This is a genomic window from Pseudomonas sp. TE12508, assembly GCF_056279485.1.
Window position 1 is genome coordinate 221,272 of the sequence record NZ_JBWCCN010000001.1, and the last position, 18,328, is coordinate 239,599.

Here is an 18,328-nt window from a genome sequence, read left to right on the forward strand (position 1 = left end):
ATGCCCGCCAAGCGCAGCAAAAAAAATGCCCAATTGGGGTTGTGTGATAACTGGACAGAAAAACACTGAAAACCAATGTGGGAGCGAGCCTGCTCGCGATGGCATCAGTACATTCAACACAGATGTTGGCTGTCAGATTGCTATCGCGAGCAGGCTCGCTCCCACAGGGTTTTGCTGCGTTTGACTGCCGGATTACACCAGAATCGATGTCCCGGTCATTTCCGCCGGTTTTTCCAGCCCCAGCAACATCAGCATGGTCGGCGCGACATCCGCCAGCACGCCGCCATCACGCACCTTGAGATCACGCTTGCCGACATAGATGAACGGTACCGGCTCGGTGGTGTGGGCCGTGTGGGCTTGGCCGGTGGTTTCGTCGGACATTTGCTCAACGTTGCCATGGTCGGCGGTAATCAGGGCTTCGCCGCCGACTTTCTCCAGCGCATCGACGATGCGGCCGACGCACAGGTCCAGGCACTCGACCGCTTTGACTGCCGCGTCGAATACACCGCTATGGCCGACCATGTCGCCGTTGGCGTAGTTGACCACGATCACGTCATAACGCTGGTTTTCAATGGCATCGACGATGCGGTCGGTGACTTCCGGGGCACTCATCTCGGGCTGCAAGTCATAGGTGGCGACTTTCGGCGACGGGATCAGGATGCGTTCTTCGCCCGGGAACGGCTCTTCGCGACCGCCGGAGAAGAAGAAAGTCACGTGGGCGTACTTCTCTGTTTCGGCGATGCGCAGCTGCGTCTTGCCATTTTTCGCCAGGTAATCGCCCAGCACGTTGTCCAGGCTGCTCGCGGCGAAGGCCGATGGCGCGGGGATGCTGGCGGCGTATTGGGTCAGCATGACGAAACCGGCCAGTTTTGGCTGGCGAGCGCGATCGAATTCCTTGAAATCGTCTTCGACGAACACGCGGGTCAGCTCGCGAGCGCGGTCGGCGCGGAAGTTCATGAAGATCACGGCGTCGCCGTCCTCGACCTTCACCGGCTCACCGATGCTGGTGGCTTTGACGAATTCGTCGCTTTCGCCACGTTCGTAAGCGGCTTGCAGGCCTTCCTGTGCGGTGGCGGCGTTGAATTCGCTGGCGCCATCGACAATCAGGTTGTAGGCCTGGGACACGCGATCCCAACGGTTGTCGCGGTCCATGGCGTAGTAGCGACCTATGATGCTGGCGATCCGGCCTTTGCCGAGGGCTTCGAAGGTCGCGTCCAGCAACTCGATCGACGACTGGGCGCTTTTCGGTGGCGTATCACGGCCATCAAGGAAGGCGTGCAGGTAGATTTTTTCGGCGCCGCGCTTGTAGGCCAGTTCAGCCATGGCGACCAGGTGATCCTGGTGGCTGTGAACGCCGCCATCGGACAGCAGGCCCATGAAGTGCACGGCTTTGCCGGCAGCAACGGCTTTATCCACTGCGGCGCAGATGGTCGGGTTCTCGAAGAACTCGCCGTCGCGGATCGCTTTGGTCACGCGCGTGAAGTCCTGGTACACCACGCGGCCGGCGCCAAGGTTCATGTGGCCGACTTCGGAGTTGCCCATCTGGCCGTCCGGCAAGCCGACGTCCATGCCGCTGCCCGAGATCAGGCCGTTCGGTACGGTAGCCCACAGGCGGTCCAGTACGGGCTTCTTCGCTGCAAAGATGGCGTTGGATTCAGGGCTCTCGCTGTGACCGAAGCCGTCGAGAATAATCAGGACCAAAGGTTTAGGCGTGGTAGTCATGGATTCCACTCGTGGCTGAGTTATAAAGAGGGCGATGGAAAAGGGAGTGGCAGTTTAAAGCGAAGTTCCGGCGCCGTCACCGCCAGACGGGGTTTGGCCCACCATAGTGGCTGTGTATACTGGCCGACATTTTAACGCCCTGGAACCTCCTTCGATGGTTGCTCACCTGATTGAATTTGCCACTAACCACTATTTGCTTGTCGGTATCTTCGTCGTACTGCTGGCGTTGCTGATCGCTTATCAGATGCAAGGCGGCGGCCGCAGCCTGAGCACCGGTGAACTGACCGGGCTGGTCAACAAAGATGCAGGCGTGGTAATCGACATTCGTTCGACCAAGGATTTCACCGCTGGTCACATTGTTGGCGCGTTGAATATTCCTCACGACAAACTGACCGCTCGCGTCGGCGAACTGGAAAAGCACAAGGCCAAGACCATTATCCTGGTCGACGCCATGGGCCAGACTGCCGGCACTCATGCCCGCGAACTGATGAAAGCCGGCTTCACCGCCGCCAAGCTGTCCGGCGGTATTTCCAGCTGGAAAGCCGACAATCTGCCGCTGGTGAAGTGATATGAACAACGTCGTCGTCTATTCCAGCGATTACTGCCCTTATTGCTCGCGAGCCAAGTACCTGCTCGAGAACAAAGGCGTAGCCTTCGAAGAGATCAAGGTCGATGGCAAGCCGCAGGTGCGTGCCGCGATGGCTCAGAAGGCCGGGCGTACGTCCGTGCCGCAGATCTGGATCGGCAGCACCCACGTTGGCGGCTGTGATGATTTGTTTGCCCTGGAGCGCGCCGGCAAGCTCGACGCCATGCTCAAGGCCTGACTGCCTTACTTGAAATAGCCAACCCTACAAGACCCGAGATCAGAAAGGATCTGAGATGACTGACCAACAGAACACTGCAGCTAGCGAAGAAGAAACCGCACCGCAATTCTCCTTGCAGCGCATCTACGTACGCGACTTGTCCTTCGAAGCCCCGAAAAGCCCGGCGATCTTTCGCCAGCAGTGGGAGCCGAGTGTCGGTCTGGATCTGAACACCCGTCAGAAGGCTCTGGAAGGTGACTTCCACGAAGTCGTGCTGACTCTGTCGGTCACCGTGAAAAACGGTGAGGAAGTGGCGTTCATCGCTGAAGTGCAACAGGCCGGGATCTTCCTGATCAAGAACCTGGACGATGCTTCGATGAGCCACACCCTCGGTGCGTTCTGCCCGAATATCCTGTTCCCGTACGCTCGCGAAACCCTGGACAGCCTCGTGACCCGCGGTTCGTTCCCGGCCCTGATGCTGGCCCCGGTGAACTTCGACGCGCTGTACGCACAAGAACTGCAGCGCATGCAGGCGGCTGGCGAGACTCCAACCGTTCAGTAAGCGTTCGATGCAGTAACGAAAAAAGCGCCGTAACAGGCGCTTTTTTCTTGGGCGGGAGATGATCGTTCCCACGCTCTGCGTGGGAATGCAGCCCGTGACGCTCCGCGTCACACTGGTGCCAGGCTCGACGCCTGTGGTGCTGCTGGAACGCGGAGCGTCCCTTGAGGCATTCCCACGCAGAGCGTGGGAACGATCAGTCGCGGGGTTATTTGAACCCCAGCTGACGCCAGCCTTCGTAAACGGCGACGGCCACGGTGTTGGACAGGTTCAGGCTGCGACAGCCTTCGCGCATCGGCAGGCGCAAGCGTTGTTCGCTGGGCAGGGCATCGAGCACTTCGGCCGGCAAGCCGCGGCTTTCCGGGCCGAACAGGAAGGCATCGCCCTCGGCGAAGCTGGCGTCGTGAAAGGGCCGCGAGCCCTTGGTGGTAAAGGCGAACAGCCGGGGATGGCCGAGGCTTTCCAGACAGCTGGCGAGGTCTGCGTGGCGTTGCAGGGTGGCATACTCATGGTAATCGAGGCCGGCCCGGCGCAGACGCTTGTCGTCCATCTCGAAGCCCAGCGGTTCGATCAAATGCAGGTGGCAGCCACTGTTGGCGCACAGCCTGATAACGTTGCCGGTATTCGGCGGAATTTCTGGTTGGAAAAGGATGACGTGAAACATGCACGGCTCCGAAGGTAAAGATGACGGGCATTCTACGCCGCCAAAGGACCCTCGTTCGAAACTATTCCCAAGGGTGATGGCTTCGCTGGCGATTGTCGGGGTGATGGTGGGCCTGATGATCGGTCGCCTGACCGCGCCCGACCCCAGTGTTTTAGAGCAAGTCGAGGTGACGAACGATGGGCTGGTGGTGTGGTTCAACAACGAACCCAAAACCCACGGCGAGCTGGTCGACGGCAGCGTGGCGCTGTTGTTCGAGGCTGAAGGCAAGGCACAGAAAGGTCAGCTCAAGCTCAACGGCAAGGACGTGAACTGGCGAACGCGTTTGAGTGACGGGGGACTGTTGCTGACGGTGGTGGCGGCCCGGCCGCTGCAGGGCGAGTGGGCCGGTAGCGAGGTCGATGACCGCTGGCGGATGGAGATCCATCTCCGAGAGCAATAAAAGAGGGAATCCCCGGCCTGCCTGTACCAAGGTTCCCAAAACGGGAGGGTTCGCGCATTGCGGCGTGGGCCCGGTGTAAAGAGGGAATCCCCGGCCTGCCTGTACCAAGGTTCCCAAAACGGGAGGGCTCGCGCATTGCGGCGTGAGCCCGGTGTAAAGAGGGAATCCCCGGCCTGCCTGTACCAAGGACCCCAAAACGGGATGGGCTCGTCGCAATTGCGGTATGAGCCCGGTGTAAAGAGGGGAATCCCCGGCCTGCCTGTACCAAGGTCCCCGAAACTGGGTAGTGAATCGAATCACTGAATGGACTATTGCAGGGGGCGTGCCAGTTTTTAACAAGTTGCAACAGAAAGCCGCCCAGCAGCGCTGAAAGCCCCGTAATTCGGGGCTTTTGTATTTCTGCGATATGGTTTTTCTTGCAGATGGAGACGGGGTTTTGGATCGGTTGTCGTGCTCGATTGCGGTTCATGGTGCATTCAGTCGGTGCACTATGGCTCCAAAAGCATCGCGAGCAGGCTCGCTCCCACAGGGTTCAATGGTGTTCACAGAATAGTGAACACACTGAAAACCCACTGTGAGGATCGTTCCCACGCTCTGCGTGGGAATGCCTCAATGGACGCTCTGCGTCCGCTTCGGCAGGGACGCAGAGCGTCCCGGGCTGCATTCCCACGCAGAGCGTGGGAACGATCAAGGCTGCTTAACCCTCATCCCCTTCATCATCATCCCCACCATCAACCTTCATCCCCAATTCCTTGATCTTGCGCGTCAGGGTATTGCGGCCCCAACCCAGCAACACGGCGGCATCGCGGCGGCGGCCGGCGGTGTGTTTGAGGGCTGTTTCGATCATGATCCGCTCGAAGGCTGGCACGGCACTGTCCAGAAGACTCGACTGACCGCGAGCCAACGCCTGATCAGCCCATTGACGCAGTGCTTGCTCCCAATTGGTCACCGGTGCCGAATCCTGCGGCAGGCTCAGCAGCTCTGGCGGCAGATCGCTGATGTGCACTTCGCGACCCGAAGCCATCACCGTGATCCAGCGGCAGGTGTTCTCCAGCTGACGCACGTTGCCTGGCCACGGCAGATTCTTCAGGTATTCCTCGGTTTCGCTTTTCAGCAGCTTCGGTTCCACCGCCAGTTCTTGCGCGGCGCGGCTGAGGAAGTGCTTGGCCAGGGTCGGGATGTCTTCGCGACGGTCCGACAGTCGTGGAATGTGGATGCGGATTACGTTGAGGCGGTGGAACAAGTCCTCACGGAATTTTCCGGCATGCACCAGGGTTTCCAGATTCTGGTGAGTCGCGGCGATGATGCGCACGTCGACCTTCACCGGCACATGACCGCCGACACGGTAGAACTCGCCGTCCGCCAATACCCGCAGCAAGCGCGTCTGAGTGTCCGCTGGCATGTCGCCGATTTCATCGAGGAACAGCGTGCCGCCGTCAGCCTGTTCAAAACGCCCGCGACGCAAGTTGGCCGCGCCGGTAAAGGCGCCTTTTTCATGGCCGAACAGCTCGGACTCCATCAGATCCTTGGGGATCGCCGCCATGTTCAGCGCAATGAACGGCGAGGCCGCCCGTGGGCTGTGACGGTGCAGGGCGTGGGCCACCAGTTCTTTACCGGTACCGGATTCGCCATTGATCAGCACGGTGATGTTGGAGTGACTCAAGCGCCCGATGGCGCGAAACACTTCCTGCATCGCCGGCGCTTCGCCGATGATTTCTGGCGTACGGGTCAGGGCGACCGGGACTTCCAGGCCTTGCTGTTCCTGAGCGTGCTGGTTCGCGCGTTTGACCAGCGACACCGCTTCGTCGACATCGAACGGCTTGGGCAGGTATTCAAACGCGCCGCCCTGATAGGACGCGACAGCGCTGTCCAGATCGGAGTGAGCGGTCATGATGATGACCGGCAGCCGAGGGTGTTGTTCGCGAATCCGCGCCAGAAGGTCCAGACCGCTGGCACCCGGCATGCGAATGTCGGAGATGATCACGTCCGGCTGCTGGCGCGCCAGGCGGCTCATCACGCCGTCGGCGCTGTCGAAGCTTTGCGTGGTCATGCCTTCCTGCTGCAAGGCTTTTTCCAGGACCCAACGGATAGAACGGTCGTCATCGACGATCCACACGGTTTCACTACGGCTCATGTCGATGTGGCTCCTTGTTCCAGTGGCAGAAAGATCGAGAACGTGGTGTGGCCTGGATGGCTTTCACATTCGATCAGGCCCTGGTGCTGGCTGATGATGTTCTGGGTAATGGCCAGGCCCAGCCCGGTACCGTCCGGGCGACCGCTGACCATGGGAAAAAAGATGGTTTCCTGCAGCTCGGCGGGGATCCCCGGGCCGTTGTCGATGATTTCGATCTTGGTCACCAGGCGGTGGCGCACGTGGCCGATGGTGAACTGGCGCATGGCGCGGGTACGCAAGCTGATGCGGCCAAGGCGCAGCTCGTTCTGGCTGCTGATAGCCTGCATCGCGTTTCGCACGATGTTCAGGACGGCCTGAATCATCTGTTCGCGATCGATCAACACATCCGGAATGCTTGGGTCGTAGTCACGCACCAAAGTGATGCATCCCTGACTTTCGGCCTCTACCAGCTGACCTACGCGTTCCAGCACTTCATGGACATTGCACATGGCCAGTGACGGCAGTTTGTTGGAGCCGAGCATGCGATCCACCAGATTGCGCAGGCGATCGGCTTCTTCAATGATGACGTTGGTGTAATCGCGCAGGCTCTCTTCCGGCAATTCACGGGCGAGCAATTGAGCCGCGCCACGAATCCCGCCGAGCGGGTTTTTGATTTCATGGGCGAGGCCGCGTACCAGCATCTTGCTGGTCTCCTGCTTCGACAGCTGCGCCTCTTCCTTGGTGATCCGCAACAAGCGGTCACGCGGGTGAACCTCCAGCAACAGCAGCGTATTGCCATTGCTCAGGATCGGTGTCACGGCGTAGTCGACGGTCAGGGTCTGGCCGGTGAGGGCGGTGAGCATCGCTTCGCGCTTGGTGAACGGGTGCGCCTGCTCGACTGCCTGGCGCAGGGAGTTCAGCGCTTCGGTGGATTCGGTGAACAACTCACTGATGAACTGCCCATGGCTACGCTGGCCGCTGATGGCCAGCAGCATCTCCGCCGCCGGGTTCATGTACTCAAGGCGCAGTTCGGCGTCGAGCAGAATGGTTGCGGTGGTCAGGTTGTCGAGTAGCAAGCGGTGTAGTGCGTCGCTAATGGTCATCAGGACCTCTTTTGGAGCAGGGCATGCGCATGAATAACGCGCCGATACGAGGAAAATGCAAAAACCAAACCAAGGCTCCGAAAAGAAGCGTTTAGAGCCTGAAACAGGCGTTTGACGCTCATTTGCGTGGCGTTCTGCCAGCTTTTGCGAGTACTTTCGAACCAAAATGGGTTGGGGTGTGAGTACTGTGCACTCTATTGCACCAATATAGTGCGCAAACCTGAACGAAGTAAAAGAAGCAGAAGAGCCCGGGCCAAGCTGCAGAACTGTGGCGAAGAAATTTGAGCGACGAGAATTCTGTGGGGGAGAGGCTTGCCCGCGAAGAATGCACCGCGGTTTTTCAGGTATTACGCGTCATCGTTCTTCGCGGGCAAGCCACGCTCCCACAGGTTCTATGTCTTAACTGGCCGGCGTTAGCGCTAAAAGAAGCTCTTTTCTTCTTCGGGTTTGTCTTTGAGGGGGCATTCCGGCCGTTGGCCGTAGTCGGTAAGGACGCAGGGTTTGACCTGACGTTTCTGCGCGAGGGAAATGCGCTGCATGTGGAAGGGTTGATTGGCCGTGCGTTCGACGGTGCGGCCCTGTTCGTCGAGGATTTCCACCGACAGGTTATGGCTGCCGCGGTCAATGTTGCTCAGGGCGAACACCGGGCTCGGGCCGGGCTCGGCGGTGGGTTGGCCATCCAGCAGCAGGCGATAGCGATGGCCCTGTTGCAGGCCGGGTTCGCTGGTAACGCTGACGATCAATTCACCGGCAGTGCTACGGATCGTGGCATCCGGGTCCGGCACCAGCACACGAAGCATGTCGTAATGAAACAGTGGTTTGGCTTTCGTGGCCGTCATTGGCGCGGTGCTGCTCGGGTTGGCCGACATCCGATTGCTGGTCGCCAGTGGTACACGCTTGGCATTACGGGTGCCTGGCTGATCGGTGAAGACCCGATTGCCCTGGGCGTCGATGTAGGTGAAAACCTCGGCCATTGCTGGCAGGCTGATCAGGCATGCGACCAACAGCCAGCACCTCAAGGCTTATGCACCCGTTGTACGGTGAAGGTCACGGTGGGGCTCTGCTGCACCACGTTTTGCCCATCGATCACCTGAACCGCGAGGCGGTGTTCGCCACGGTCGATGTTCACCAGTTGCAGGATCGGGACGTTGCTCGGTTGGCCGTAGGGTTGATCGTCCAGTAACAGCCGCAACCGATGAGAGCCTTGCAGGCGCGGCTGGATCAATACGCTGACCGTGAACGTGCCGTTATTGGCGCGCAAGGCTTCTTCGGTGGGCAAGCCGGTCAGCTCCAGCACCTGATAGGCGCTGTTGGGCTGTTCGCGGCTACTGGCTTGCGCAGGCGCTACAGGCTCGCTCGGAGGTTGACGCTCGACGCTGTTGAGCGGTGGCAGCTCCACGGGGTGAGCCTTTACGCCATCGGGCGGTTGATTGCTGTACGCAGTGTTGCCGTTGGCGTCGGTGTACTTGTAGATCTGCGCGGCGGCGGGCAGGGCGATCAGCACAAGCAGGCATAACAACAATGAGCGCATTGCAGGCTTCCATTGGCCGTTGGGCAAGTGTCCGGCCCTGTTCCGTTCATGGCGACTAAGCGCTGAGCATAGAGCACTTCAGCGCACATCGGCAGGTCGGCTCAGCGGTTGGCGCTGCACAACTCGGCGGTGGCGCGTACCTGGGCAAGCTCGCGCAATGGCGCGTGGGCGCCGGTTTTATTGGCCTTGGCCAGCCAGGACGGGCACTGCGGGTCGTTGCGATAAGGGCTGAAATCGGCCAGTTGTTGCAGCAGGCGTTTTTGTAACCGGTCAAGTTGTGGGCGGATCTGCCCGATGAGATCGGGGCGAGGATCATTGGGCGCCTTGCCTTGGGCATGCCAGTCAGACAGGTGCGCGTATTGCACCAGTTTGTTGGCCTCGATCTGTGCCGAGAAGAACTGTTCGACGGCTTCGTTGCTCAGTTTATAGGCTGGTGCCAGGGCGACGGCGCCGGCAATCACCTCGCGCTCGCGCTGCCGGTCTTCGACAGGTTTGCCGCTGTCCCATTTGCTCAGCGCGACCTGATCGGCAATCGCCAGGCGTTCTTCGATGGTGCCAAGCAACGGGGCGAGGGCGGCAGGTGCCGGGCTGGCAAAAGCGCTGTTGGCCAGCAGGGCGGTGAGCAGGGCAAGGCATGGACGTAGGCGCATGGGGCATCTCGGCTTTATCGGATGAAAGTCATGATGCACGCAACCGGGTATCCGATGACAGACGGTCGCCCACAAAAAAAGGCCTCCCGAAGGAGGCCTCTCTTTTGTCACGCCGCGTAGCGCGGCGCTACCGGATCAGCAGCTGTAGTACAGCTCATATTCCAGTGGGTGTACGAAGGTACGAACCTTGATTTCTTCTTCGCTTTTCAGGGCGATGTAAGCGTCGATGAAATCGTCGCTGAAAACGCCGCCTTTGGTCAGGAACGCACGACCTTTGTCCAGCTCTTCCAGGGCTTCTTTCAGGCTGCCGCAAACTTGTGGGATCTCTTTCGCCTCTTCAGGCGGCAGGTCGTACAGGTTTTTGTCAGCTGCGTCGCCAGGGTGGATCTTGTTCTGGATGCCGTCCAGGCCAGCCATCAACAGTGCAGCGAAGCCCAGGTACGGGTTAGCTGCCGGATCCGGGAAGCGAGCTTCGATACGGCGAGCGCGAGGGCTGGACACGTAAGGAATACGGATCGAAGCCGAACGGTTGCGAGCCGAGTAAGCCAGCATCACTGGCGCTTCGAAACCTGGGACCAGACGCTTGTAGGAGTTGGTCGACGGGTTGGTGAAGCCGTTCAGAGCCTTACCGTGCTTGATGATGCCGCCGATGAAGTACAGAGCGGTATCGGACAGGCCGGCATAGCCTTCGCCAGCGAAGGTGTTCTTGCCATCTTTGGCGATGGACAGGTGAACGTGCATACCCGAACCGTTGTCGCCGTACAGAGGCTTAGGCATGAAGGTCGCGGTGCGGCCGTATGCATCAGCAACGTTGTGTACGCAGTACTTCAGGGTTTGAACTTCGTCAGCCTTGGCAACCAGGGTGTTGAACTTCACGCCGATTTCGTTCTGACCGGCAGTCGCCACTTCGTGGTGGTGAACTTCGATGACCAGGCCCATTTCTTCCATGGCGTTGCACATGGAGGTACGGATTTCGTGGTCGTGGTCGAACGGCGGAACAGGGAAGTAGCCGCCTTTGACGCCTGGACGGTGGCCTTTGTTGCCGCCTTCCACGTCCTGGTCGGACATCCACGAACCTTGTTCGGAGAAGATTTTGAACATCGAACCGGAGATGTCGGACTTGAACTTCACTTCGTCGAAGATGAAGAATTCAGGCTCTGGACCCACGAATACGGTGTCACCGATACCGGTCGACTTCAGGTATTCCTCGGCACGCTTGGCGATCGCACGTGGGTCACGGTCGTAGCCTTGCATGGTCGAAGGCTCGATCACGTCGCAAACCAGGATCAGGGTTGGCTCTTCGGTGAACGGGTCGAGAACGGCAGTGCTGTCGTCCGGCATCAGAATCATGTCGGAGGCTTCGATGCCTTTCCAGCCAGCGATGGAGGAACCGTCGAACATTTTGCCTTCTTCGAAGAAAGCTTCATCCAGCCCATCGCGAGCCGGCATGGTCACGTGGTGCTGAGTGCCTTTGGTGTCCGTGAAGCGCAGATCAATCCACTTGACGTCATGATCTTTGATGAGTTGAACCGACTTCGACATAGTGTCCTCCGGGTGGCTTCGGGCTTAGTAGTGGATGCCCTTAGAATGTGGGTGATGCCGGCGCGAATACTCTGCCAAGGCAACCTGCCTCACAAGGGAGCAAATTGCATGCCAGTGCCCCACCATGGGTTTTTTGCCCCAATATCACGCTTATAAAGGTGCAAAGCCTCGAAAAGCGCCAAACCTCGCCCTGTAATGTAGCGTCGAATTCCATAAATGACCTGTTTTGGTGCGCGCAAAACCTTCTGCACATTAACTGGTTAAACCTTGAGCAATTTCCGCTATAATCCGCGCCCCCCTTTTTCGGCTGGCCCAGCGCGCGCTGTTTTCATGAAACTAATCGTAAAAGTCTTCCCCGAGATCACCATCAAGAGCCGCCCGGTACGGATGCGTTTCATCCGCCAGTTGGCCAAAAACATCCGTACCGTGCTCCGCGATCTGGACCCGGCTGTGGTGGTCAACGGTGTGTGGGACAATCTCGAGTTGGAAACCCGCGTCAGCGAGCCGAAAGCCCTGAAGGAGATGACCGAGCGCCTGAGCTGCATGCCGGGTATCGCGCATTTCCTGCAGGTCGATGAATACCCGTTGGGCGACTTCGACGACATCGTCGCCAAGTGCAAACAGCATTTTGGTGACGCCCTGGCCGGGAAGATTTTTTCGGTGCGCTGCAAGCGTGCCGGCAAGCACGAATTCAGCTCCATGGACGTCGAGAAATACGTCGGCAGCCAACTGCGTCGTCAGTGCGGCGCCGCCGGAATCTCGCTCAAAGAGCCTGAAATCGAAGTTCGCATCGAAATTCGCGACAAACGGTTGTTCGTGATCCACAGCCAGCACAACAGCATCGGCGGTTATCCGCTGGGTGCCCTGGAACAGACGCTTGTACTGATGTCCGGTGGCTTCGATTCCACCGTCGCCGCCTACCAGATCATGCGCCGCGGGCTGATGAGCCATTTCTGCTTCTTCAATCTGGGCGGGCGAGCCCACGAACTGGGCGTCATGGAAGTCGCGCACTTCATCTGGAAGAAGTACGGCAGCTCCCAACGCGTGTTATTTGTCAGTGTGCCGTTCGAGGAAGTACTGGGAGAAATTCTCGGGAAAGTCGATAACAGTCATATGGGTGTAGTTTTGAAGCGTATGATGTTGCGCGCTGCTTCCCGTATTGCCGATCGGCTGGAGATCGAAGCGCTGGTCACCGGCGAAGCGATTTCCCAGGTATCGAGCCAGACGTTGCCGAACCTGTCCGTGATCGACTGCGTGACCGACAAGCTGGTCTTGCGCCCGCTGATCGCCAGTCACAAGCAGGACATCATCGACCTGGCCAACGAAATCGGTACTGCCGATTTCGCCAAGCACATGCCGGAATACTGCGGGGTCATCTCGGTGAACCCAAAGACCCACGCCAAGCGTCCGCGCGTGGAGCATGAAGAGAAAGAATTCGACATGGCGGTACTTGAGCGTGCGCTCGAGAACGCCAAACTGGTGCCGATCGATCGCGTAATCGACGAATTGGGCCAGGATTTGCAGATCGAAGAAGTCAGCGAAGCTCTGGCGGGCCAGATCATCATCGACATCCGTCACCCGGATGCCGCTGAAGACGAGCCGCTGGAACTCGCTGGCATTGAGGTGCAGACGATGCCGTTTTATGCATTGAACGCTCGTTTCAAGGAACTGGACCCTACTCGCCAGTACCTGCTGTATTGCGACAAAGGCGTGATGAGTCGCCTGCATGCCCACCATTTGCTCAGTGAGGGGCATGCCAATGTGCGCGTTTATCGACCGAGCTAAGTGCCCGGGGCTGTTTGCCTGTGGCCTGCGTCACCGGCCCCCCGACGCCGCCGTCAAGCTGTAACGGCTTTGCCGGACTCTACTGTAAATCGCTGCCAAGACTTGTCAGCACACCGAATCCTCTGATCGAGATACACAAGTGATCGAAAATCTACGCAACATCGCCATCATTGCTCACGTTGACCATGGTAAAACCACCCTGGTAGACAAACTCTTGCGTCAATCCGGCACCCTGGAGCGCAACGAGCTCAACGACGAGCGCGTGATGGACTCCAACGACCAGGAGAAAGAGCGCGGTATTACCATTCTGGCGAAAAACACCGCCATCAACTGGAACGGCTACCACATCAACATCGTGGACACCCCGGGCCACGCCGACTTCGGCGGCGAAGTTGAACGCGTAATGTCGATGGTTGACTCCGTTCTGCTGCTGGTTGACGCTCAAGACGGCCCTATGCCGCAAACCCGTTTCGTGACCAAGAAGGCTTTCGAAGCCGGCCTGCGTCCAATCGTGGTCATCAACAAGGTTGACCGTCCAGGCGCGCGTCCGGACTGGGTTCTGGATCAGATCTTCGACCTGTTCGACAACCTCGGTGCTACCGAAGAACAGCTGGACTTCAAAGTCGTCTACGCCTCGGCCCTGAACGGCATTGCCGGTCTGGAACACACCGACATGGCTGAAGACATGACTCCGCTGTACCAGTCGATCGTCGACAACGTACCTGCGCCGAAAGTCGACCGTGACGGTCCGTTCCAGATGCAAATCTCCGCTCTGGACTACAACAGCTTCCTGGGTGTTATCGGCGTTGGCCGTATCGCTCGTGGTCGCATCAAGCCGAACACTCCGGTTGTTGCTATCGACGCCGACGGCAAGAAGCGTAACGGTCGTATCCTGAAGCTGATGGGTCACCACGGCCTGCACCGCATCGACGTTGAAGAAGCAGCTGCCGGCGACATCGTCTGCATCAGCGGCTTCGACCAGCTGTTCATCTCCGACACTCTGTGCGACCCACTGAACGTCGAAGCGATGAAGCCGCTGACCGTTGACGAGCCAACCGTTTCCATGACCTTCCAGGTAAACGACTCGCCTTTCTGCGGTAAAGAAGGCAAGTTCGTCACCAGCCGTAACATCAAGGAACGTCTGGACAAGGAACTGCTCTACAACGTTGCTCTGCGCGTTGAAGAAGGCGACACCGCCGACAAGTTCAAAGTCTCCGGCCGTGGTGAGCTGCACCTCTCGGTACTGATCGAAACCATGCGTCGCGAAGGCTTCGAAATGGGTGTTGGTCGTCCGGAAGTGATCATCCGCATGGTTGACGGCGTCAAGCACGAACCGTACGAAAACGTGACCATCGACCTGCCGGAAGAATCGCAAGGTTCGATCATGGAACAGATCGGTATCCGTAAAGGCGACCTGACCAACATGGTTCCGGATGGCAAGGGCCGTGTGCGCCTTGAGTACAACATCCCGGCTCGTGGCTTGATCGGTTTCCGTAACGAGTTCCTGACCCTGACCTCCGGTGCAGGCATCCTGACCTCGATCTTCGACCGTTACGACGTGATGAAGTCCGGCGACATGTCCGGCCGTCAGAACGGCGTGCTGGTTTCGGTTGCTACCGGTAAGGCGCTGACTTACTCGCTGGAAACCCTGCAAGCTCGCGGCAAACTGTTCCTGGGTCACGGTGAAGACGTGTACGAAGGTCAAATCGTCGGTATCAACAGCCGCGACAACGACCTGGGCGTCAACCCAACCAAAGGCAAGAAGCTCGACAACATGCGTGCTTCGGGTAAAGACGAAACCATCGCTCTGGTTCCGCCTATCCGTTTCACCCTGGAACAAGCTCTTGAGTTCGTGCAAGAAGACGAACTGTGCGAAGTCACTCCTAAGTCCATCCGTCTTCGTAAGAAGATCCTGGGCGAAAGCGAGCGTACCCGCGCTGCCAAGAAAGCTGGTAACTGAGTTTCGACTTAGTTAACGCTTAAAAAAACGCCCCCGACCGCAAGGTCGGGGGCGTTTTTGTTTGTCTGGGGTTTGATGATCGTTCCCACGCTCTGCGTGGGAATGCCTCAATGGACGCTCTGCGTCCGCTTTGGGACGCGGAGCGTCCCGGGCTGCATTCCCACGCGGAGCGTGGGAATGATCATGGTAAGAACGCAACGATTGTTTAAAACTTGTCCAGCGTCCGCGGATTGTTCTCGCGCACCACTTCTTTTGGTTTGTACGCGCAATACCCCGGCCGCGGTCCGATCTTCGGGTGATTGCGGCAGGTATCCGGGCGCTTATCATAAATAGTGCACAGACGGCTCTTGCGATCCAGGTACAGGCAATCGTTGTTGCTCATGCGCTGAAGGGTGAAGATCTCGGACTTCTGGTTATAGCGCTCGACGATACCTTCCTTCTGCAAACGCTTGGCGATGTTCTTCGGCGGATCGCCACGCTCGAATTCGTCGACGATGCCGATACGGATCAAATCCTTGATCTTGACCTCGACCGGCAAGGTGCAGCAGCTGGACACGCAGGAACCGCACATTGGGGCAGAGTATTTTGCCCAGGTATCGAGGCGATCGATCTCCGCGGCGGCGATCAGGTTGGGCTTCATCATCGGTTGTTACCAGCGTGTGCATCAGGGCGCGCGATCATACCGGGACTGGTGGATTTTTGAACAACCTTTCGCCAGATTTTTTCGCTTGGCGCAAAATAATCCCTGTGTCCGGCACGGCCCCTGCATTGTTTCGGGGCGCGATAACCTAATGCCGATCTCTCTCACACGAATAGCTCGCACAAACAGGAAAAACTGCCGAACCAGAGTCTCAATGGTCTGTCAGACCGACTAGGCTCAGACAACTTCACGCTCGCTCGAGGTCTTATCGATGACTCAAGAACCACTTGTTCGCGAAGCAGAGGTGGCCGCATTCCGCGACGCCGTCTTGACCAAGCTTACCTACGCGGTGGGCAAAGACCCTGATCACGCCTTCGACCACGACTGGTTCGAAGCCATCGCCCTGGCGGCGCGCGATCACATGGTCGAGCACTGGATGGACCACACCCGGCAGATCTACCGCAAAGGCCAGAAACGGGTCTATTACCTCTCCCTTGAATTCCTGATCGGCCGCTTGCTCTATGACAGCCTGAGCAATCTCGGCCTGCTCGATGTGGCTCGCGAGGCCATGACCGAACTTGGCGTCGACATCGAACGCATCCGTCTGCTGGAGCCCGATGCGGCGCTGGGCAACGGAGGCCTCGGGCGTCTGGCGGCGTGCTTCATGGAAAGCATGTCGACCCTCGGCATCGCCGGCCATGGTTATGGCATTCGTTACGAACACGGTTTGTTCCGTCAGGCCATCGTCGACGGCTGGCAGCAGGAGCAGACCGAACACTGGCTGGATTTCGGCAACCCGTGGGAGTTCGAACGGCCGGAAGTCGCCTACCCGATCGGCTTCGGCGGCAGTGTCGAAACCGTGACCGATGAAAACGGCAAATCCAGGCAAGTCTGGTCCCCGGCGGAAACCGTGCGGGCCATTGCCTATGACACCCCGGTGGTCGGTTGGCGCGGCGCGAGTGTCAACACGCTGCGACTGTGGCGTGCCCGGGCCATGGAAGAGTTGCACCTGGAGCGCTTCAACGCTGGCGACCACCTGGGCGCGGTAGCAGAAGTGGCCCGGGCCGAAAGTATCTCCCGCGTGCTCTACCCGGCGGACAGCACCGAGGCCGGCCAGGAACTGCGTCTGCGTCAGGAATACTTCTTCGTCGCCGCATCCCTGCAGGATCTGCTGCGCCGCCATCGCAACATGCACACCTCGGTGCTGACCCTGGGCGATCACGCGGCCATTCAACTCAACGACACTCACCCCTCGATTGCCGTGGCCGAGTTGATGCGTCAGTTGGTCGACGTTTATGACGTGGCGTGGGATGCGGCGTGGCAAGTTACGGTCGACACGCTGTCGTACACCAACCACACGCTGTTGCCGGAGGCGCTGGAAACCTGGCCGGTCGGTTTGATGGAGCGGATGCTGCCACGGCACATGCAGATCATTTATTTGATCAACGCCCAGCACATCGACTCATTGCGGGCCAAGGGCGTTCACGATTTCGACGTATTGCGTGCGGTGTCGCTGATCGAGGAGGACAACGGTCGTCGCGTGCGCATGGGTAACCTGGCATTCCTTGGTTCTCACAGTGTCAACGGCGTGTCCGGCCTGCACACGCAGCTGATGCGCAGCACAGTGTTTTCCGAGTTGCATAAACTCTATCCGGAGCGGATCAACAACAAGACCAACGGCATTACCTTCCGCCGCTGGCTCTACCAGGCCAACCCCGAGTTGACCTCGATGATGGTCGACGCCCTCGGCCCGGATCTGCTGGATAACCCCGAAGAAAGCCTGATAGGGCTGGAACCGTTTGCCGAGAAGACAGCATTCCGCAAACAGTTCGCCGAACAGCGGCTGCACAGCAAAAAAGCCCTGGCGTACCTGATTCATGAACGGCTGGGGGTTGCGATCAACCCGGCGGCGATGTTCGACGTGCAGGTCAAGCGGATCCACGAATACAAACGTCAGTTGCTCAACCTGCTGCACACCGTTGCGCTGTATCAGGCGATTCGTGCCGAACCGGAAATTGACTGGGTGCCGCGGGTGAAAATCTTCGCCGGCAAGGCTGCGGCCAGTTATCACCAGGCCAAATTGATCATCAAACTGACCAACGACATCGCCCGGGTGGTCAACAACGACCCGACCGTGCGTGGTTTGCTCAAAGTGGTGTTCTTGCCCAACTACAACGTCAGCCTGGCCGAAAGCATCATTCCAGCGGCGGATTTGTCGGAACAGATTTCCACCGCAGGCTTCGAAGCCTCGGGCACCAGCAACATGAAGTTCGGCCTCAACGGCGCGCTGACCATCGGCACCCTGGACGGGGCCAACGTGGAGATGAGCGAGCGCATTGGTGTCGAACACATGTTCATCTTCGGCCTCAGCGCCGAGCAAGTGGAAGCGCGCAAGCTCAACCATGAGTTCAACGCGGCACCGGACATTGCCGCCTCCCATCGACTCAACGATGTGTTGCAAGCGATTCGCGGAGGGGTGTTCTCGCCAGACGATCCGTCCCGCTACACCACACTGATTGATTCGCTGGTGGACTATGACCGCTTCCTGGTCTGCGCCGATTTCGATTCTTACTGGAACGCTCAGATGCGGGTCGAGGCTCATTGGCACGACTCCAAAGAATGGTGGCGCTCGGCGGTATTGAGCAGCGCGCGGATGGGCTGGTTCTCGTCCGACCGGACCATTCGCGAGTACGCCACGGATATCTGGAAGGCTTTGGAGTAACTTTCTGCAACAAATGTGCGCAAGGCCCAACGTCCGTTGGGCCTGATCGATATACTAAGCACCAACTTGACCCTTGTGGGAGCGGGCTTGCTCGC

The 18,328-nt window shown here is 58.8% G+C and carries 16 protein-coding genes; 7 read left to right on the plus strand and 9 right to left on the minus strand.

The window, feature by feature from the left end; genetic code table 11:
* Positions 1-192 precede the first annotated feature (192 nt).
* A complete protein-coding gene (gene gpmI, locus ACZ9IM_RS00975; protein ID WP_427625408.1) occupies positions 193-1,722 on the minus strand; it encodes a 2,3-bisphosphoglycerate-independent phosphoglycerate mutase in 1,530 nt (509 codons plus the stop codon).
* Between the two features lie 154 nt (positions 1,723-1,876).
* Between gpmI and ACZ9IM_RS00980 the strand changes: the two genes are divergently transcribed.
* The 3 genes from ACZ9IM_RS00980 to secB are packed head-to-tail and all read left to right on the plus strand — an operon-like array spanning position 1,877 to position 3,087.
* A complete protein-coding gene (locus tag ACZ9IM_RS00980; RefSeq protein WP_007897412.1) occupies positions 1,877-2,290 on the plus strand; it encodes a rhodanese-like domain-containing protein in 414 nt (137 codons plus the stop codon).
* A 1-nt stretch (position 2,291) separates the two neighbouring features.
* Entirely contained in the window at positions 2,292-2,546 is a 255-nt protein-coding gene (grxC, locus tag ACZ9IM_RS00985; protein ID WP_007939440.1) for a glutaredoxin 3, read from the plus strand.
* Positions 2,547-2,601: 55 nt separating this feature from the next.
* Positions 2,602-3,087 carry a protein-export chaperone SecB gene (gene secB, locus ACZ9IM_RS00990; RefSeq protein WP_007897410.1) on the plus strand — a complete coding sequence of 162 codons (486 nt, stop codon included), beginning with the start codon at positions 2,602-2,604 and terminating at the stop codon, positions 3,085-3,087.
* A gap of 205 nt (positions 3,088-3,292) precedes the next feature.
* Here secB and ACZ9IM_RS00995 read toward each other — a convergent pair whose 3' ends face one another.
* Entirely contained in the window at positions 3,293-3,748 is a 456-nt protein-coding gene (locus ACZ9IM_RS00995) for a tRNA (cytidine(34)-2'-O)-methyltransferase (RefSeq protein ID WP_008068783.1), read from the minus strand.
* Here ACZ9IM_RS00995 and ACZ9IM_RS01000 point away from each other — a divergent pair.
* Positions 3,747-4,187 (plus strand): hypothetical protein, encoded by a 441-nt coding sequence (locus ACZ9IM_RS01000; RefSeq protein ID WP_476223199.1) that lies wholly within the window; start codon positions 3,747-3,749, stop codon positions 4,185-4,187. The two genes, ACZ9IM_RS00995 and ACZ9IM_RS01000, sit on opposite strands and share 2 nt — an antisense overlap.
* A gap of 697 nt (positions 4,188-4,884) precedes the next feature.
* Here the strand turns inward: ACZ9IM_RS01000 and ntrC are convergent.
* The 6 genes from ntrC to glnA all read right to left on the minus strand — a co-directional run bounded on the left by ntrC (position 4,885) and on the right by glnA (position 11,126).
* Positions 4,885-6,321 carry a nitrogen regulation protein NR(I) gene (ntrC, locus tag ACZ9IM_RS01005; RefSeq protein WP_007897405.1) on the minus strand — a complete coding sequence of 479 codons (1,437 nt, stop codon included), beginning with the start codon at positions 6,319-6,321 and terminating at the stop codon, positions 4,885-4,887.
* Entirely contained in the window at positions 6,318-7,403 is a 1,086-nt protein-coding gene (gene glnL, locus ACZ9IM_RS01010; RefSeq protein WP_427625404.1) for a nitrogen regulation protein NR(II), read from the minus strand. Before glnL ends, ntrC begins: the two co-directional genes overlap by 4 nt.
* A gap of 419 nt (positions 7,404-7,822) precedes the next feature.
* Positions 7,823-8,422, minus strand: a complete 600-nt coding sequence (locus ACZ9IM_RS01015; RefSeq protein ID WP_427625402.1) for a DUF4124 domain-containing protein — start codon at positions 8,420-8,422, stop codon at positions 7,823-7,825.
* Positions 8,419-8,934: a DUF4124 domain-containing protein gene (locus ACZ9IM_RS01020; protein ID WP_427625401.1), complete on the minus strand. Its 516-nt coding sequence runs from the start codon at positions 8,932-8,934 to the stop codon at positions 8,419-8,421. The genes ACZ9IM_RS01015 and ACZ9IM_RS01020 overlap by 4 nt, the downstream gene beginning before the upstream one ends.
* A 101-nt stretch (positions 8,935-9,035) precedes the next feature.
* Entirely contained in the window at positions 9,036-9,584 is a 549-nt protein-coding gene (locus ACZ9IM_RS01025; RefSeq protein ID WP_476223200.1) for a chorismate mutase, read from the minus strand.
* A gap of 135 nt (positions 9,585-9,719) precedes the next feature.
* Positions 9,720-11,126, minus strand: coding sequence for a glutamate--ammonia ligase (gene glnA / locus ACZ9IM_RS01030; protein WP_007907861.1), 1,407 nt, complete (start codon positions 11,124-11,126; stop codon positions 9,720-9,722).
* A 330-nt stretch (positions 11,127-11,456) separates the two neighbouring features.
* On the opposite strand from glnA, the gene thiI reads away from it, so the two are divergent.
* Both thiI and typA read left to right on the plus strand, forming a co-directional pair.
* Positions 11,457-12,911 (plus strand): tRNA uracil 4-sulfurtransferase ThiI, encoded by a 1,455-nt coding sequence (gene thiI / locus ACZ9IM_RS01035; protein WP_008005335.1) that lies wholly within the window; start codon positions 11,457-11,459, stop codon positions 12,909-12,911.
* A 139-nt stretch (positions 12,912-13,050) separates the two neighbouring features.
* Positions 13,051-14,871, plus strand: a complete 1,821-nt coding sequence (gene typA / locus ACZ9IM_RS01040) for a translational GTPase TypA (RefSeq protein WP_007907857.1) — start codon at positions 13,051-13,053, stop codon at positions 14,869-14,871.
* 205 nt (positions 14,872-15,076) lie between these two features.
* Here the strand turns inward: typA and ACZ9IM_RS01045 are convergent, their stop codons facing one another.
* Entirely contained in the window at positions 15,077-15,514 is a 438-nt protein-coding gene (locus ACZ9IM_RS01045) for a YkgJ family cysteine cluster protein (protein WP_008005123.1), read from the minus strand.
* 268 nt (positions 15,515-15,782) lie between these two features.
* On the opposite strand from ACZ9IM_RS01045, the gene ACZ9IM_RS01050 reads away from it, so the two are divergent.
* Positions 15,783-18,233, plus strand: coding sequence for a glycogen/starch/alpha-glucan phosphorylase (locus tag ACZ9IM_RS01050; RefSeq protein ID WP_008068792.1), 2,451 nt, complete (start codon positions 15,783-15,785; stop codon positions 18,231-18,233).
* Positions 18,234-18,328 lie beyond the last annotated feature (95 nt).

What these genes read in the sequence shown, in the direction of transcription:
- ACZ9IM_RS00995 (WP_008068783.1), bottom strand. Translation starts at nt 3,748, where the DNA reads ATGTTTCACGTCATCCTTTTCCAACCAGAAATTCCGCCGAATACCGGC.
- gpmI (WP_427625408.1), bottom strand. Translation starts at nt 1,722, where the DNA reads ATGACTACCACGCCTAAACCTTTGGTCCTGATTATTCTCGACGGCTTC.
- secB (WP_007897410.1), top strand. Translation starts at nt 2,602, where the DNA reads ATGACTGACCAACAGAACACTGCAGCTAGCGAAGAAGAAACCGCACCG.
- ACZ9IM_RS00980 (WP_007897412.1), top strand. Translation starts at nt 1,877, where the DNA reads ATGGTTGCTCACCTGATTGAATTTGCCACTAACCACTATTTGCTTGTC.
- ntrC (WP_007897405.1), bottom strand. Translation starts at nt 6,321, where the DNA reads ATGAGCCGTAGTGAAACCGTGTGGATCGTCGATGACGACCGTTCTATC.
- glnA (WP_007907861.1), bottom strand. Translation starts at nt 11,126, where the DNA reads ATGTCGAAGTCGGTTCAACTCATCAAAGATCATGACGTCAAGTGGATT.
- thiI (WP_008005335.1), top strand. Translation starts at nt 11,457, where the DNA reads ATGAAACTAATCGTAAAAGTCTTCCCCGAGATCACCATCAAGAGCCGC.
- ACZ9IM_RS01045 (WP_008005123.1), bottom strand. Translation starts at nt 15,514, where the DNA reads ATGATGAAGCCCAACCTGATCGCCGCCGCGGAGATCGATCGCCTCGAT.
- grxC (WP_007939440.1), top strand. Translation starts at nt 2,292, where the DNA reads ATGAACAACGTCGTCGTCTATTCCAGCGATTACTGCCCTTATTGCTCG.
- ACZ9IM_RS01050 (WP_008068792.1), top strand. Translation starts at nt 15,783, where the DNA reads ATGACTCAAGAACCACTTGTTCGCGAAGCAGAGGTGGCCGCATTCCGC.
- glnL (WP_427625404.1), bottom strand. Translation starts at nt 7,403, where the DNA reads ATGACCATTAGCGACGCACTACACCGCTTGCTACTCGACAACCTGACC.
- ACZ9IM_RS01000 (WP_476223199.1), top strand. Translation starts at nt 3,747, where the DNA reads ATGCACGGCTCCGAAGGTAAAGATGACGGGCATTCTACGCCGCCAAAG.
- ACZ9IM_RS01025 (WP_476223200.1), bottom strand. Translation starts at nt 9,584, where the DNA reads ATGCGCCTACGTCCATGCCTTGCCCTGCTCACCGCCCTGCTGGCCAAC.
- ACZ9IM_RS01020 (WP_427625401.1), bottom strand. Translation starts at nt 8,934, where the DNA reads ATGCGCTCATTGTTGTTATGCCTGCTTGTGCTGATCGCCCTGCCCGCC.